The organism is Paenibacillus sp. J31TS4 (assembly GCF_018403265.1).
In the GTDB taxonomy this organism is placed as follows: Bacteria; Bacillota; Bacilli; order Paenibacillales; family NBRC-103111; genus J31TS4.
In genome coordinates this window covers 682959-697284 of record NZ_BOSI01000001.1, presented here as the reverse complement: position 1 = coordinate 697284, position 14326 = coordinate 682959, and the positions used below count along the sequence as shown (strand labels likewise).

At 61.6% G+C, this 14326-nt stretch carries 12 protein-coding genes; 11 read left to right on the top strand and 1 reads right to left on the bottom strand.

The window, feature by feature from the left end:
- Positions 1–101 precede the first annotated feature (101 nt).
- Both KJS47_RS03080 and KJS47_RS03075 read left to right on the top strand, forming a co-directional pair.
- The gene (locus KJS47_RS03080) at positions 102–803 is read left to right on the top strand and encodes a pirin family protein (RefSeq protein WP_213522678.1); all 702 of its coding nucleotides are present in this window, start codon (positions 102–104) and stop codon (positions 801–803) included.
- A 298-nt stretch (positions 804–1101) separates the two neighbouring features.
- Positions 1102–1611, top strand: a complete 510-nt coding sequence (locus KJS47_RS03075) for a beta-class carbonic anhydrase (RefSeq protein WP_213524938.1) — start codon at positions 1102–1104, stop codon at positions 1609–1611.
- 88 nt (positions 1612–1699) lie between these two features.
- On the opposite strand, the gene KJS47_RS03070 is transcribed toward KJS47_RS03075, so the two are convergent.
- On the bottom strand, positions 1700–2035 hold the full coding sequence (locus KJS47_RS03070; protein ID WP_213522676.1) for an iron-sulfur cluster biosynthesis family protein: 336 nt from the start codon (positions 2033–2035) through the stop codon (positions 1700–1702).
- 121 nt (positions 2036–2156) lie between these two features.
- Between KJS47_RS03070 and KJS47_RS03065 the strand changes: the two genes are divergently transcribed.
- From KJS47_RS03065 to KJS47_RS03025, 9 genes are all read left to right on the top strand, one after another.
- Positions 2157–3671 (top strand): carboxypeptidase M32, encoded by a 1515-nt coding sequence (locus KJS47_RS03065; RefSeq protein ID WP_213522674.1) that lies wholly within the window; start codon positions 2157–2159, stop codon positions 3669–3671.
- Between the two features lie 165 nt (positions 3672–3836).
- Positions 3837–4838 carry an ABC transporter substrate-binding protein gene (locus KJS47_RS03060; RefSeq protein WP_213522672.1) on the top strand — a complete coding sequence of 334 codons (1002 nt, stop codon included), beginning with the start codon at positions 3837–3839 and terminating at the stop codon, positions 4836–4838.
- Positions 4839–4905: 67 nt separating this feature from the next.
- The gene (locus KJS47_RS03055) at positions 4906–5727 is read left to right on the top strand and encodes an ABC transporter ATP-binding protein (RefSeq protein ID WP_213522670.1); all 822 of its coding nucleotides are present in this window, start codon (positions 4906–4908) and stop codon (positions 5725–5727) included.
- Entirely contained in the window at positions 5711–6541 is an 831-nt protein-coding gene (locus KJS47_RS03050; protein WP_213522668.1) for an ABC transporter permease, read from the top strand. Before KJS47_RS03055 ends, KJS47_RS03050 begins: the two co-directional genes overlap by 17 nt.
- 107 nt (positions 6542–6648) lie before the next feature.
- On the top strand, positions 6649–7605 hold the full coding sequence (locus KJS47_RS03045; protein WP_213522666.1) for an aromatic acid exporter family protein: 957 nt from the start codon (positions 6649–6651) through the stop codon (positions 7603–7605).
- Between the two features lie 107 nt (positions 7606–7712).
- On the top strand, positions 7713–8279 hold the full coding sequence (locus KJS47_RS03040) for an outer spore coat protein CotE (RefSeq protein ID WP_213522663.1): 567 nt from the start codon (positions 7713–7715) through the stop codon (positions 8277–8279).
- Positions 8280–8453: 174 nt separating this feature from the next.
- Positions 8454–9938 carry a putative amidoligase domain-containing protein gene (locus KJS47_RS03035; RefSeq protein WP_213522661.1) on the top strand — a complete coding sequence of 495 codons (1485 nt, stop codon included), beginning with the start codon at positions 8454–8456 and terminating at the stop codon, positions 9936–9938.
- A gap of 43 nt (positions 9939–9981) precedes the next feature.
- On the top strand, positions 9982–12768 hold the full coding sequence (mutS, locus tag KJS47_RS03030) for a DNA mismatch repair protein MutS (protein WP_213522659.1): 2787 nt from the start codon (positions 9982–9984) through the stop codon (positions 12766–12768).
- A 30-nt stretch (positions 12769–12798) separates the two neighbouring features.
- Entirely contained in the window at positions 12799–14310 is a 1512-nt protein-coding gene (locus KJS47_RS03025; RefSeq protein WP_213522657.1) for a S41 family peptidase, read from the top strand.
- Positions 14311–14326 lie beyond the last annotated feature (16 nt).

Below are 14326 nucleotides of genomic sequence, written 5' to 3'. Positions count from 1 at the left end.
GAATCCGCTGCGGCCGTTAGGGCCGTAAAACGAAGGCCGATGACCGGCCGACCCGCGGGGCGCCCGTTCGGCAGGTACAGAAAGGTGGACACCCGATCCCGATGATAAACGTTTATCCCGCTTCCTCCCGCCGAAGCGTCGATCTCGGCTGGCTGAGCAGCAGCTATTCCTTCTCATATGGCGAGTATTACGATCCCGATAATCAAAGCTTCGGGGCACTCCGCGTGCTGAACGACGAGACGCTGCTCCCCAAGAGGGGAGTCGGCGCTCATCCCCATCGGGAGATGGAGATGGTGACGCTCGTCCTGAAAGGAAAGCTTAAGTCGGAGGACAATCTGGGCAAAATCCATACCGCAGGGTTCGGCGAGGTGCTGAGAATCTCGGCGGGTACCGGATTGCAGCACGCCGAATCCAATCCGGGGGAAGAGGCGGCGCATTATCTGCAGCTCTGGTTTCTGCCCGAGACGGCAGGACTTCCGCCGTCGACCGAGGTGGCTCGCTTTGACCCGGCGGGGATGCGCAACAAGCTGCTGCCGGTCGTCTCTCCCGAGGGGGGCGCCGGTACCGCCAGAATCCATCAGGACGCAACCCTCTTTTTGTCCGACCTGGACCCGATTCATATGCTCGCCTACGAGCAGGAGCCGGGCAGGCGGCTCTATCTGAAGGTATTGGAGGGGTCTCTAATCGTGAACGGAACTCGGGAGCTGGGCCGCCGTGATGCAGCCAGAATCGAAGGCGTTCCGGACCTTCTTCTGCTAGGAGGGCGGACGGGGGCGCGCTTTCTGTTGATTGATCTCCAATAACCAAGCGAGTCCCGAACTTCCCGAGATCGAACGGAGAATCAGAGGCATTATCTTCTTTTCTCCAGCGAATCCATCCTCTTAGAGGCCTCCAACGGGGAGGTCTTTTTTTGTGTTTCGAGCGCTTAAGCGTTGAAAGTGGGCCGTACGTTGCTTACAATAAAGGGATAGGCCGTCGGGCCGAGAGGAATTGAATCTAGAGCGGTCACGTGCAAACGAAAGGACCGGAGAAAGGGAGCGCAACGTGGAGAGATTGTTGGATGAAGTGCTGGATTACAACCGCGAGTTTGTCGAGAACAAGATGTACGAGCCTTACCTAACCTCTAAATTCCCTAACAAAAAATTCGTCATTCTCACATGCATGGATACGCGGCTGATCGAGCTGCTGCCGGCAAGCATGAACGTAAAGAACGGCGACGTGAAGATCATTAAGTCCGCAGGAGGCATGGTGTCGACCGCCTTCGGCGGGATTATGCGCAGCATCATCGTCGCGATTTACGAGCTCGGCGCCCAGGAGGTACTCGTTATCGGCCATCACGACTGCGGCATGAGCAGCATCAACCCGCAGGAGATGAAGCGCAAGTTCGTGGAGAGAGGCATCGACCCTCAGACGCTGGAGGTGCTGGAACATTCCGGTATGAACATCGAACGCTGGCTGAGAGGCTTCGACGATGTTACCGAGAGCATCAAGAGCAGCGTGCATTTGATCCGCAAACACCCGCTCGTGCCGAAGATTCCGGTTCACGGCCTCGTTATCGATCCGACGACGGGCAGAATCGACCTCGTGGACGACGGATACGACAATTTGTAAGCAGGGTACTTGCCCGGCATAACGAGAGGCTGTCCTCCGATGATCGTTCGGATCATGGAGGACAGCCTCTTGTTTGGTAAGTCTTCCCTTAGTTCCTCCGGTCGGAGGGCACCAGGTCGGCGCTGTAAATCTGGCCGGCGCTGGCGAGGCGGAACGCTCCTCTGTTCGGCTGGAAGCCCAGCGTCAGAGTATCTTCGAAGTAGATCTCCTGCAGCGGATCGTATAAAAGCGGCACCGGTTCGTCCGCTGCCTGCCGCAGCTTGGCTAGTCCGGCTTCATCCGCCTCCACCACCTGGAGCTGAGGAACGCCGTTCACCGCACAGCCGCACCCTTCCGTGTCGTAGACAAGCCGGAGGGCGTAGCCGCCGGCTCCGTAGCGGCGCTTCAGCTCGTCCGCGGCTTCCTGCGTGATGCGAATGTTCATCGGATTCCCTCCTTTCTCCCGTATTGTACCACGTTGGCGCGTGACATTGATAAGAGGACGGGGACGAAGTATGATCAGGAGAGACGCAACAACTATTCCCAGAAGGAAAGGAAGCGAGCAGATGAACGGATTCGAGAACAAGCTGGAAGGCTACAAGCAGCTGGTCAAAAAAATCAGGAGCTATGACGAGGCGCTGGGCCTGCTCTATTGGGATTTGCGCACCGGTGCGCCGAAAAAAGCGGTGGAGGGCCGTTCGGAGGTCATCGGCCTCTTGTCCGGGGAGATGTTCAAGCTGACCGTCTCGGACGAGATGGGTGACTACATAAACGAGCTGACCCGTCCGGAGGTGCAGGACCGGCTTGGCCCGATCGAACGCAAAATGCTCGTCGAGAGCAAGAAGGAATACGAGCGGAGCAAAAAGATCCCTCAGGACCGCTACGAGGCTTACGTCGTGCTGACAAGCAAGGCCGAATCGGTATGGGAGGAGGCGAAGCCCGCGTCCGACTTCGCACGGTTCCAGCCCTATCTGGAGCAGATAGTCGCCTTCCAGCACGAGTTCATCGAGCGCTGGGGCTACGGCGCGAACAAATACGATACACTGCTCGACCAATACGAGCCGGGGATGACGGTCGCCAAGCTGGATGAGGTGTTCGGCGCTCTGCGCAAGGAAGTTGTCCCGCTGCTCGCGTCCGTGCAGCAGGCGGGCCGCCGCCCTGACACCGGATTTCTCCGCCAGCGCTTTCCGAAAGAGCAGCAGCGGGCGTTCAATCTGTTCATATTGAAGGAAATGGGCTACGATTTCGCTGCCGGCCGGCTCGACGAGACGGTCCATCCGTTCGCAACGGGGCTGAATCCGGGCGATGTCCGGATCACAACCAAATTCGAGGAGAACGATCTGACGACCGCGCTGTTCGGGACGATCCACGAGGGCGGTCACGCGCTGTACGAGCAGAACATCTCGCCCGAGCTTCGCGGAACGAATCTGTGCTCAGGCACCTCGATGGGGATCCACGAATCCCAATCGCGGTTCTGGGAGAACATGATCGGATTAAGCGAGCCGTTCTGGACCCGTTACTTCGGCGATCTGCAGCGGGCGTTCCCGGGTGCCTTCGACGATATGGACGCGGGTGCCTTCTACCGGGCCGTCAACGTGACGGAGCCGACGCTCATCCGGATCGAGGCCGACGAGCTCACCTACAACCTGCACATTATGGTCCGCTACGAGATCGAGAAGGCGCTCTTCGACGGTTCGGTACGGGTGGCGGATCTGCCGGAGGCATGGAACGCCAAGTACAAGGACTATCTGGGCATCGAGCCGGCCAATGACGGCGAGGGCGTGCTCCAGGACGTCCATTGGTCCGGCGGCTCCTTCGGCTACTTCCCGTCGTATGCACTCGGCAACATGTACGCGGCCCAGATCCGTCATACCCTCGCGTCCGAGCTGGGCAATCTGGACGGCCTGATCGCCGAAGGACGGCTGCAGCCGATCAAGGAATGGCTGACCGACAAGATATACCGTCACGGCAAGCTGCTTGATCCATCCGAGCTCATTCTCCAGGTCACGGGAGAGGAGCTCAATCCGAACTATCTCGTCCACTATTTGAAAGAGAAATACAGCCGGATCTACGGCCTTTAGCCGTTCATCCGCCGCTCCCACAGCCAGCCCCGCCTCAAGGCGGGGCTTTTTGCCGTTGCCGGCCTGTCCCTCCGGATTCCGCACAACCTGCCATCCCCCGTCAAATAACCATTTGCCGGGCGCCCGCATACGATGAAGAAGCGACTTACCTACGGGAGGGGTACTATGAAACGGAAACTGGCGGCCGTCCTCGCCGTCCTGCTGCTGGCCGGCGTGCTGCTGGCCGCTTGCGGCAAGGGAGGCACAGTCACAAAGGTGCGGATAGGAGAAGTGACGCGCTCGATCTTCTACGCGCCGCAATACGTCGCCATCACGCAAGGTTTCTTCAAGGAAGAGGGGCTGGATGTCGAGCTGACGACGATTCCGGGTGGGGACAAAACGATGGCTACCCTGCTGTCGGGCGGCATTGAGGTGGCGCTCGTTGGCTCGGAGACGTCGATCTACCTGCAGCAGCAGGGGACGGAGGATCCGGCCATCAACTTCGCTCAGATGACCCAGACGGACGGGACGTTCCTCGTCGCGCGCAAGCCGATGCCGGGCTTCGACTGGAATCAGCTCAAGGGGAGCACCTTCCTCGGCCAGCGCAAGGGCGGCATGCCGCAGATGGCCGGCGAATTCACGCTCAAGAAGCATAACATCAATCCTCAAAAAGATTTGAATCTGATCCAGAACATCGACTTCGCCAACATCGCGAGCGCATTTGCCTCCGGTACAGGCGAGTATGTGCAGCTGTTCGAACCGCAGGCGTCGGTGTTCGAGAAGGAAGGCAAAGGCTATGTTATCGCCTCGTTCGGTGTCGAGAGCGGGCAGCTGCCTTATACCGTCTTCATGGCCAAGAAAAGCTTCATCGGCAAAAACGAGGCGGTCATCCAGAAGTTTACGAACGCAGTCTACAAAGCCCAGCAGTGGGTGAAAGCCAAATCGGTGGAAGAAATTGCGGACGCCGTGCTGCCGTATTTTCCAGACACGGACAAAGAAATCGTAAAGGCCGTCGTCAAACGCTACAAGGACCAAGGCTCGTTTGCCACCGATCCGATCGTCGACGAAAAGGAATGGAACAATCTGCTCGACGTCATGCAGGCGGCCGGGGAGCTGAAGAGCCGGGTCGAGCACAAGGCGCTGGTCGACAACCGGTTTGCTAACAAAGCGATCGAGACCATCAAATAAACGACACCGGGCGGCCCGCCAATCCGCCCGGCCACCCGCCGGCAGACAGAGAAAGGAAGGGGATCGGATGAACGAAGAGGTTCGCCTGGAAGGTGTTACTCACGTCTACGTTACCGAGCAAGGAGCGTCCCTGGCGGTGGAAGCGATCAATCTTGCGCTGGCTCCCGGCGAATTCGTCAGTTTAGTCGGTCCCAGCGGGTGCGGCAAGACGACGATTCTTTCCCTAATTGCGGGCCTCCTCCGGCCGACGCAAGGCGCGGTCATGGTGAACGGACGCGCGGTCAGCCGGCCGGACGGCAAGGTCGGCTACATGCTGCAGAGCGATTATCTATTTCCGTGGCGCACGATTCTCCAGAACGTCAAGATCGGTCTGGAGCTGACCGGAAACCGGACGCCGGAGGCCGAGGAGCGGGCGCTCCGGCTGCTTGAGGAGATGGGGCTCGCGCATACGAAGGATTGGGTTCCTCAGCAGCTGTCGGGCGGGATGAGGCAGCGGGTCGCACTCGTTCGAACGCTGGCGACGGAGCCGGAGCTGCTGCTGCTTGACGAGCCGTTCTCGGCGCTCGATTACCAGACGAAGCTTCAACTGGAGGATTTGATCGTCGAGACGCTCAAGAAGAAGGGCAAAACCGCGCTCCTCGTCACGCACGATCTTGCCGAAGCAATCGCGATGAGCGACCGGGTGATCGTCCTGGACCGCCATCCCGGCCGCATCCGCCGGGAGGTGTCGATCCCCGAAGACATCCGGAAGGAAACGCCGTTCCGGGCAAGGGAGCATCCGGACTTCTACCCGATCTTCAACGAGATCTGGAGCGAGCTGGAGGCCAAGAACGCCGGCGGGCGAAGCCGGCACGGAGAGGAGGAGGACCGCCATGCCGACGCCACATAACGCCGGCGCCGAACGAGAGAAGCTGACCGGCCGTGTCTATGCCGCGTACAGAGCCAGCCGGCGGCGCACGGCTTGGCTGGTTCGTCTCACCCAGGCGCTGCTCCTCCTCGGCGGTTTGTCGTTATGGGAGCTCGCGGGGCGTAGCAAGTGGATCGATGTGCTGCTGTTCAGCTACCCCAGCAAAGTATTCAGGCTGTTGTACGACAAGCTGCTCGAAGGAACGCTGCTCCCTCATATCGGGGTCACCGTGGCGGAGACCGTGGCCGGATTCGTCCTAGGAACGCTGCTCGGGGCAGGGCTCGCCATCCTGATCTGGTGGTCGCCGTTTCTGCAGCGCGTGCTCGACCCCTATATCGTCGTGCTGAACAGCATGCCGAAGGTCGCGCTCGGCCCTTTGTTCATCGTGGGGCTAGGTCCCGGCCTCCTCTCCATCATTGCGATGACGCTTGCGATTACGGTGATCATCACGACGCTCGTCATTTACTCGAGCTTCCAGGAGGTGGATGCCCATTACCGCAAAGTCGTCCGCATCTTCGGCGGCAGCCGCAGGCAGGAATTCCTTAAGGCAATTCTGCCGGCCTCCTTTCCGGCGATCGTCTCCACGCTCAAGGTCAACGTAGGGCTGGCGTGGATCGGTGTCATCGTCGGCGAATTCCTCGTGTCGAAGGAGGGGCTGGGCTACCTCATCATCTACGGGTTTCAGGTGTTCAACTTTACGCTCGTCATCGGCAGCCTGTTCATCATCGCAATCGTGGCCGCCGTCATGTACCAGGCGGTGGCCTACCTGGAGACGAAGCTGACTGGCCGACGCTGACCAGCCGGCGCTGACGACTGCCCGCTTTCCGGTCCATGTTTGGCAGCGGCTCGCTCGGCGTTGTACAATAGGAATCACCATCTTGCGAGAAAACCGGTGATTCCGATATGCTAATCCGAATTGTCAAAACAGCGGCGGCCGCGCTAGCCGCCATCTACATAGCCCAATGGGCAGGCCTGCTGACTCCGTTCTCGGCAGGCCTGCTCGCCATCCTCGGCATCGACGTCACCAAGAAGAAAAGCCTGGCCAGCGCATCGATCCGGATCCTTGCTTCCGCCGCCGGGCTGGTTGCCGCCTGCGTGATATTCCGGGTTTTCGGCTTCCAAATCTGGGGGATCGGACTGTTCCTGCTTGTCCTCTACCCGATTCTCGTCAAGGCTCGTCTGCAGGACGGCATCGTCACGAGCACGGTCATTATGCTTCATCTCTTCTCGGCCCGGCGAACCGATATCGCCATGATCGGCAATGAGCTCGGCCTGCTCCTGATCGGCTTCGGCGTCGCGACGGTTATCAATATGGCATACACGCCCAAAGCGTACCGCAGGCTCGAGGAGGGGAAGATCCGGCTGGAGGAGAGCTTGTCCGGCATCTTCCGGCAAATGGCGGGCCATTTGCGCAACCCGGAGCAGGTCTGGGACGGCCGGGAGCTGCTCGAAGCCGAGGCGGTAATCCGGGAAGGCAGGGAAGCGGCCAGACTCGCCGCCGACAACTCTCTGTTCCGGAGAGAGGAGCCGTGGGAAGCCTACTATGCGATGAGAGGGAGACAGCTGGACTCGATCAAGAGGATGCTGGCGCTGCTCGCTCAAGCCTACGAGACGGTCCCTCACGCGGCGGAGATTGCTCCGCTGTTCGAGGGGCTGAGCGAGGACGTGAAGTCCGAGGGCTACCGCGGCAAGGTGGAGGAGCGTCTCCTTGCACTAGAGCGGCAATTCAAAGAGATGCCGCTGCCTGTGACACGGGGAGAATTCGAGGTGCGCTCCGCCTTGCTGCAGCTCATGCTAGAGCTCAAGGCCTACCTGGCGATCGCCAAACGGTCCAAGACCGCAATCCGGCGCCGGAGCTGATCCGGGGCCGCCGGCGGCCCTGGGCATCTGTCCGAAAATTCTTGTCACTCTAGACGAATGTCCTGCATACAATTTAAAAGAATGATTGTATGGAGGAGGTTGAAACGATGTCGATTCAGAATAAAGAGCTCCAGTTCCGCGAAATCATCACGAAAGCGGTCTGCGGCAAGGGACGTAAATTCAGTCAGGTGAGCCACACCGTAACTCCGTCTCATGCTCCAACCAGCATCCTGGGTGCGTGGATTATTAACAACCAATACGAGGCCGCCAAAGCGATGGACGGCGTCGAGGTAGTCGGTACTTACGATTTGAACATCTGGTATTCCTATGACCGGAATACGAAAACCGACGTGGCGAAGGAGACGGTGTCGTACGTCGATCTCATCCCGCTTTCGTTCGTCGACAAGTACCATAAATCCTCGACGGCGGAAGTCTCGGCCACTTCCACGCAGGAGCCGAACTGCGTAGAGGCGGGGATCTCGGCGGACGGCCGCAGCGTCGTTCTGCGGGTGGAGCGCGAGTATGCGGTCGAGATGACGGCGGAAACCAAGGTTTGCGTCGCGGTCAATCCGGACGGGATCAGCGACTTTAATGACAAGTCCTATGACCTTGACGCAGGCGACGGAGATTACGAGGACCTCGATCCGAACCTGCTTGAGGATGACTTTAACTGAGATAGTAGCAGGATATGAGGGGGGCCGGCGTTTGCTGAGGGCGGGAGCCCTCTTTTTTTCTATTCTTTTGCCTCTACCTTCATCCGGGGTATTCTGCTCCGGTGTCCGAGCGGCATCGGCCACCCAGGGAGGAGAGGCGGCTGTTGCCTTACACGTATAGAGGAGGTGCCGAGAATGGCAGGATTTGTGCTGCATGCCCGCGAGCCGGAAGCGGCGCGGCTCTTGGAGAGGCTGACCGTGCCCGCGGGAACGCTGGCGCCGCAAGGGACGGAATGGGTGCTTCGGTGGGGGACGGAGGCGGCGGATCCCCCAGGTGTCTGGACGTTGAACCCGAGGGATGCGGTGCGCCGCTGCCTGGATATCTCGGCCCGGGAACGGCTGCTGCGGCTCGGCGGCATCAAAACCGAGGCTTCTCACGGCAAGATGCCGGGCGCCCGCCGGGGGGTCTATCCTTGGGAATACTGGATCCCCGTCTTTCATCTCGAGACGCTGGCGATCTACGAGCGGAAGAACACCCAGCCGCTTATTCAAAGAGGGACGGGCGAGCAGGCCGGCGCTTACCGCCGCCTGGCTCCTGGTGAGCGGGGCTTCCACGCGCGCCGGGCGGCCCGGGAGGCGGTCAAGGCGGCGTACGCACTCGGTCTGGACTTCGCTCTGGTCGGAGTGGCGGCTACGGTGGACGGGCACACGATCGTTCGCGAGATCAGGCCGTGCCCGAAGCTGAACGCCGAGCTCGCCGTTCTGTATGCCGATGCAATCGACAGGTTCGCGGAGGAGCGCGAGCGAGAGCGGGAGGAGGCCGCCGACCGGAGTCTGCTGCTCGGAGCCGATCCGGAATTTCTGCTCCTGCGCCCGGACGGCAAAGTGGCGAACGCGGCCAAGTTTCTGGAGAAGCAAGGGGGCGTCGGCTGCGACGCGGTCGTGCAGTCCGGACACCGGCTCATCCATCCGCTCGTCGAGCTTAGGCCGGAGCCGGCGGCCGACCCGCACCGGCTCGCGGCGCGGATCGGCCGGTCCATGCGCGAAGCGGATCGGCTTATTCCCGACCGGTCGCTGCTCTGGCTGGCGGGCAGCATGCCGGTGCCGGGCGTGCCGCTCGGCGGCCACGTCCATCTGAGCGGGATTCCGCTGACCAGCCGGCTGCTCCGCGTGCTGGACAACTACGCAGCACTGCCGCTCGTCATGCTCGAATCGGCATCCGGACCTAAGCGGAGGCCGAGATACGGCATTCTGGGGGATTTTAGACGCAAGGGGCACGGCGGGTTTGAGTACCGGTCGCTGCCGAGCTGGCTGGAATCGCCCGGGCTAGCGGCCGGCGTCCTCTGCCTGGTGTACTGTCTGGCGCGTCACGAGCGGGAGCTGTCGTGGCGGCCGCTCGCGGAGGAGGAGATGCAAAGAGCGTTCTACACGATCGACAAGGAAGCGCTGCGCCCAGCCGTTGCACGGATATGGGAGGAGATCCGGAGAACGGAGACGTATGCCGCTTGCCGCAAGGACCTGCAGGCGCTGGAAAGCAGGACGCTCGCTGGAGATGACTGGGAGGAAAGCCGCGACGTGAAGCCGGCCTGGGGGCTGACCGCCGTGCCGGCCGCCGGTGTGATGCACAACCGGGAAAGCCCGTCCGAAAAAACGGGAGCCTCCCCCCCTTTCGTGTTATAATGGAGAAGCACGTTTTTGCGCGTTTGGGGGTTTGATGAAGACAATGACAGTAAAATATACACCGATGATGGAACAATATTTGACGATTAAGGAAGGCGTCTCCGACGCCCTCTTGTTTTTCCGTCTGGGCGACTTCTATGAAATGTTTTTCGAAGACGCGGTGACGGCCTCCCGCGAGCTGGAGCTGACCCTGACTGGAAGGGGCGGCGGCGCCGAGGAACGGATTCCGATGTGCGGCGTTCCCTACCACGCGGCGGAAGGATACATAGCTAGATTGATAGAAAAAGGGTATAAGGTCGCCATCTGTGAGCAGGTGGAGGACCCGGCGGCGGCCAAAGGTATCGTGAAGCGCGAGATCGTACGGATCGTGACGCCCGGCACGCTCATGGAGGGCAAGCTGCTGCACGAATCGGCGAACAACTATATCGCCTCCTTCAGTGTCAGCGGGGCGTCGGCGGGCTTTGCCGTCTGCGACATTTCGACCGGCGAGCTGTACGTCACCGCAATGGAGGCGGCGTCCGACCGGCTGGCGGACGAGCTGGGCGTGTATGTCCCTTCGGAGCTTATCGGCGCTGCGCCGGGTCTCGAGCTTGCCCGCGAGGCGGGCAAGCTGTCCGGCCGCGCGACGCTGATGACCGAGCGTCCCGAAGCACCTGCATCGGCTGCGGAGACCTATTTTTCGGCCGATCAGCTGAGTGGTTTGGACGAGAGCGAGCTGCGGGCGGCGGCCATGCTGATGGCCTATCTCGCGGAGACGCAGAAGCGCTCACTTGGCCATATGACGAGAATCCGCCGGTACACGCCGAATCAATATTTGATTCTCGATCCGTTCACCCGGCGCAATCTCGAGCTGGTGGAGACGGTGCGGGACCGGGCGAAAAAAGGCTCTCTGCTCTGGCTGCTGGACCGGACGGCCACGTCGATGGGGGGCCGGCTGCTTCGCCGCTGGCTGGAGAAGCCGCTTCTCAGCAGAGAGAGGATCGAAGCGAGGCTGGAAGCGGTCGAGACGCTTTACAACCAGTTCATTGTCCGGGAGGATCTGCGCGGTCGGCTGAAGGAGATCTACGATTTGGAGCGTCTGGTCGGGCGGATCAGCTACGGCAACGCGAACGCGCGGGATCTGCTGGCACTCAAGCTGTCGCTCCGTCAGGTTCCCGATCTGCTTGACGCCTGCGCCGAGTCCGGCTCCGCGACGCTGGCAGGGGTAGCGGCGTCCGCGGACGCCTGCCAGGACATCCGGGAATGGATCGAGGAAGCGATCGCCGACGACCCGCCGGTTTCGGTGCGCGACGGCGGGATGATCCGGGACGGCTATCACGAGCATCTGGACCAGCTCAAGGAAGCGGACCGGAACGGCAAGCGCTGGATCGCCGAGCTTGAGCGGGCCGAACGAGAGAAGACCGGAGTCAAATCGCTGAAGATCGGGTACAACAAGGTGTTCGGCTACTACATAGAAGTGACTCGGGCGAATCTGGCCTCCCTGCCGCCGGGGCGATATGAACGCAAGCAGACGCTGGCGAACGCGGAGCGCTTTATTACGCCCGAGCTCATGGAGAAGGAAGCGCTCATTCTCGAAGCGCAGGACAAGATGCTGCTCATCGAATACGAGCTGTTCCAGCAGCTGAGGGAGCGGGTGGCGGCGCAGATGGACCGCCTGCAGTCGCTGGCGGCCTGCATCGCCGAAATTGACGTCTACCAGTCGCTTGCTTCCGTAAGCGCGGACCAGCGTTACACGAAGCCGGAGCTGGCTGACAAGGGCGGCGGCCTCTCGATTCGGGAAGGCCGACATCCGGTCGTCGAAGCGATGATGGATGCCCGTTCGTTCGTGGCCAACGACACGGCGATGGACCGGGACGACAACCGCATCATGCTCATAACCGGACCGAACATGGCGGGCAAGAGCACCTACATGCGTCAGGTCGCCATGATCGTCATCATGGCCCAGATCGGCTGCTTCGTGCCGGCGGCGGAAGCCCGCATCCCTCTCGTCGACCGGATCTTCACCCGAATCGGGGCGGCCGACGATCTGATCGGCGGACAGAGTACGTTCATGGTCGAGATGATGGACATCCGGGTCATGACCGAGAAGGCGACGGTCGACAGCCTCGTCATCATCGATGAGCTGGGACGAGGCACCTCCACGGGCGAAGGGATGGCGATCGCCCAGGCGGTGATCGAATATCTGCATGACCGGGTCGGCTGCAAGACGCTGGTCTCGACCCACTTTCACGAGCTGGCGCACCTCGAGGACAGCCTCGGCCGCCTGCGCAATCACTGCATGGCCGTCAAGGAGAGCGGCCAGCAGGTGACCTTCCTGCGTAAGCTGGTGAGTGGAGCGGCCAGCACGAGCTACGGGATCTACTGCGCCCAGATTGCGGGCCTTCCAGGCGAGGTGATCGACCGCTCGTATGCGCTGCTCAGCTCCTATGAGGCGCGAGCCGCCGGGGGAAGTCCGGGAGCTAGAGAAGCGGCAGCGGCCGGAGATGCGGCGCAAGCGCCCGAATCTGTAGGCCAGGAGCGGCAGACTGTCCGATATGCGGCGGACGCGGAAGGCATCGGCCCGGCGTCGGAAGCGGGCCGGGTGGCGGAGACGGGCGAGGCGCCGCAGAAGGCGGACACTCTTTCCCGAAGCGGCTCCGTACCAGATGACGCGTCGTCCGCGGCCGTTCAGCTCAGTTTGTTTCCGGAGCCGGCCAAGAAGGCCCGGCCCGACAAGCACGCGCCGACCAAGGAGGACCTGCTGGCCGCACGCATCCGGCAGGCGGATCTGATCAATATGACGCCCTTGCAGGCGCTGAATTTCTTGCATGAACTGAAGCAGCAGGCTTGACGGCTGCTTCCTGACGGAGGAGGAACCAAGGTGGCAAAGGCAGCATCCTGCTTTTTGCGGTCCGGCATGAAAAGCCGGAAAGGAGAAGCCGGCGGCAGAAACAGCCGTCAACCGATTAAGGGTGTCCTTGCGGCAGTCTTGTCCGCCGCCCTGCTTCTCCCTACTGCGGCGATGGCCGCCGAGGCGTCTGACGGGCTGGACAACAGCGGCATCCGGCTGTACGAAGTGTTTGACGTGCTGGGCCGGTACCATGTCAGCGGCACGGACAGCCGTGTCCTGTCGGACAGCGGTATCCGGGCAATGATCGAACAACTGAACGATCCGTACACGACTTATATGACGCCTGAGGAATGGAAGACGTTCCAGTACAGCCTCGAGCAAGCATATGTCGGCGTGGGCATCCAGCTGGAGGATACCGACTCCGGCATTGTGATCGTCCGCACCTTTCCGGGGACACCCGCCGAACAAGCGGGCCTGCTTCCCGGCGACCAGGTTCTTGCGGTGAACGGACAATCCGCCGCTTCCAGCAAGGCGTCCGAGCTAAGCGCGCTGTTCCCAAAGCGGGAGAACGCGGGCGTGACCGTCACGGTCGAACGGGACGGCGCCCGGCTGGACGTGCCGCTTATCGTTCGGAAGGTCCAGATCCCGGCCGTCACCGGCCGGATGCTCGGCCAAACCGGCTACCTAAAGATCGATACGTTCACCTCGGATGCCGACGAGGCGTTCGCGGCCGAGCTGAAGACGCTGAAGGAGCGGGGCGTCCAGTCGCTCATCGTGGATTTGAGGAACAATCCCGGCGGGATTCTTGAGACGGCTCAGAATATTGCCAAGCTGTTCGTCAAGGACGGCATTCTGATTCATACGAGAAACCGGGACGGCAGCGACGACCCGGTGCTCATCAGCGGCGGACAAGAGCAGGCGATCCCCGTCGTCGTTCTCGTGAACGAGAACAGCGCCAGCTCCTCGGAGGTGCTGGCGGGGGCGCTGCAAGATTACGGCAAAGCGACGGTTGTTGGCATGCGCACCTACGGCAAGGGAAGCGTGCAGTCTACGTTCGAGCTGTCCGGCGGCGGCGCGATCAAGGTGACGATGGAAGAATACTACACCCCGCTGAACCGCCAGGTGAACCGGATCGGCCTAGCGCCCGACATCGAGGTGGACGGCGGTGCCGCCCAGCTGGCAGCCGCTCTGCGGCTTGCGGGAGAGCCGGTGCTGAGGCTTGATCAGCAGGGAATGGCGCTGACCATGAACGGGGAGCCGGTAGAGGATATCGTGCCGGTCATAAGAGAGGACGGCCGCGTATACGTCCATACGAGGGTGCTCGCCGCGCTTATCGGCGGTACGGTGAGCTGGCAGCAGCAGGAGCAGGCAGCCGAGGTGACGGCCGCGGGACGGACCGAGCGGTTCCGGGCCGGAGAGACGCTGATCAATATCGCGGGCACCTCCCTGGTCGAGCTGTCGGCGTTCGCGGACCGGTTTCCCGCACTTCGGTGGACGGATGACGGCGGCAAGCTGACGCTGGAGGCGTCCTTGCCCCGCTAGCGGCAATGGGAGACGG